The organism is Ilumatobacter sp. (assembly GCF_041688325.1).
Taxonomy (GTDB): domain Bacteria; phylum Actinomycetota; class Acidimicrobiia; order Acidimicrobiales; family Ilumatobacteraceae; genus Ilumatobacter_A.
Map to the genome: position 1 here is coordinate 1 of NZ_JBDNIJ010000456.1, position 2163 is coordinate 2163.

The following is a 2163-nucleotide window of genomic DNA, read 5'->3' on the forward strand; positions in this document are numbered from 1 at the left end:
CCGCTGCTTCGCCCTCGGCAGTGTCGAGAGTTCGGGCGGCGAGTGGGCTTCGGTATTTCGTCATCGGTATCTCGTTGGGTCGGGGGCGTGCCCCGGTCGAGGGGCGGACCGTTCGGAAACCCAGGTCGCCTCGTCACTTATTCCGCGGCCGTTTCGACCGTTGCATTGGACTGGCGGCGGGTGTTGACCACCCAGAACGGCAGCGGCATCGTTGGCCACGATGTCTTCCTCCCCGGGCCGTGGCGGGAGAGACCTACTTCTTCAAGGTCCAGGGATCAACCGCCGACGGGACGCTGTACACGTCAGAGACCGCCACCTTCACCATTCCCGAGGCCGACGACCGTCCGGCAGAACCAGACACGGTCGAACCTGGCCCCAACCTGGCCCTCGATGCGACCATCATCGACGTGAGCTCGGAGTTCAACGACAGCTTCGCCGCGGCGAACGCCATAGACGATTCCGGCATTAGCGAGTGGTCGAGCGACGACGATGGCGATGATGCGTTCATCACGATCGACCTCGGCGCTAGGAGACTGCTGAGATGACCGGACAGGTTGTCCCTGGCCCTCTGTCGCGAGATCGCAACGCGTCGACGGGTGGGTCGAGCGCGAAATAGACACGACCGCTGCATGGTTGCTCTGGGCATGCGCATTTTCCACCTCGGACTCGCCGCCACCGGTGCCATGGCGCTCCTCGCCGTGCGACCGAAGGTCCAACTGGCTGAGGACGTGGTCACAATCGCCGTCTCGCCCGATGACCTTCTCGCCGAGTTCAGACGTCGCTTCGCAGAAGACCCCGACGAGATCCTCGCAATGGACGAACACCGAATTGTCAGGCGCTTCGCTGGCAAGGAGGGGCCTTACTCCTTTCGCACCGTAGAACTCGTGACGTGGGAGGACGGCGCCATCACCTTCGAGCACCTCGCCGGTCCATTCGCCGAGTGCCACGAACGGTTCGAGGTCACCGCATGTCCCACCGGTACGCAGGTCACACACACTGGGACCTTCCGTTTACGCGGCGGACTCTGGACTGCTCTCCTGGCGATTGGGCCAGTGAAACGTGCATTCGAGGTCCACGTCCACCGGCACCTCGACGCTCTCGCAACTGAACTCGCCCGGTCCGGGGACGTCGGGCCATCCTGACAGCCCAATACACGCTCGAGAACAGCACTCGGCGAGCGAGCCAACGCTGACGATCGCTGGCCTACCGCAGTGCGGTCCGTTGGCCCACGCTGCTGAACTCCGACCGTGCCTTTGGTGCCCGCGCTGCGGGGCATTCGTCCCGGCGATGATCTGGGCCACCGTCGAGATGTGGCCCGCCGGCCCATCTCTGATCCTGCAGACGAAGTGATCCTCCAGGCGGGCGCGGGCGGGCTTGGGCTACCGGAATCGACTCATGACCGAACCACATCGGAGATACTGGGGGTGATTGTGGGAACGACTGTACGGGAGTCGTGTTTGCGCCAGCGTGAGGGCTGCTACTCGCCCGCGACGGGGGCGTCGGGGAAGAACGCGGCCCATGCGAACCAGAATTCGTTGCGATGGTTCACCGTCGAGAGTTGTTCGCCCTCGAGGGGCCCGTCGATGGCGACGCCGAGCAGTGTCCAGGTCGAGCCGGTCTGATCGTCGGTGAACACGTCGGCCCCGTCCACTGAGAACGTCAAGGTCTGCTCACCGACACGGCGGTCGTAGGCGATGCCACTGCCGATCGCCTCGCCCTCAGCGATGGTGCCCGCATCGAGTGCGTCGGCGGTGTCGCCACCCCACAGCACCACGATTGGTGTCTCGGCGAGTTCGTCGTTGATTGCAGGCTGTTCGCGCAGGACGCTGAACGGGTACGCCTTGTCACTCCCGTCGAGCGTGACCCCGACGACCCTGGACAATGCCGGGAAGCGTGGGTCGGGTTCGCCGTCGAACAGGAACGGTGAGGTGCTTGAGCTGTACGCGCGGTACGGGTTGGCGCCGTACTCGATGCCGAACCCGGTGTCGCGCGACAGCGAGACGGCATCCGGGAAGTTCTCGAGCACGTCGCCGTATGACACGATCGACGTCGGGATGAGTTCGAGTTGGGTTCCTGCGAAGTCGCCGACGACTGCCTCGCCGGGGATCTGTTGCCACAGTGAAGTCGTTGCGTCGTCCCACATCACCAGGTCGCTTTTGCGCA

3 protein-coding genes are annotated in these 2163 nt (G+C 64.5%); 2 read left to right on the top strand and 1 reads right to left on the bottom strand.

Annotation, left to right across the window (positions count from 1 at the left end):
• Positions 1-239 precede the first annotated feature (239 nt).
• Entirely contained in the window at positions 240-545 is a 306-nt protein-coding gene (locus ACH2EI_RS22010) for a discoidin domain-containing protein (protein ID WP_395156052.1), read from the top strand.
• An 84-nt stretch (positions 546-629) separates the two neighbouring features.
• On the top strand, positions 630-1142 hold the full coding sequence (locus ACH2EI_RS22015) for a hypothetical protein (protein ID WP_395156050.1): 513 nt from the start codon (positions 630-632) through the stop codon (positions 1140-1142).
• Between the two features lie 335 nt (positions 1143-1477).
• On the opposite strand, the gene ACH2EI_RS22020 is transcribed toward ACH2EI_RS22015, so the two are convergent.
• Positions 1478-2163, bottom strand: a 686-nt coding sequence (locus ACH2EI_RS22020) for a DUF3179 domain-containing (seleno)protein (protein ID WP_395161605.1), incomplete at its 5' end; no start/stop codon positions are given.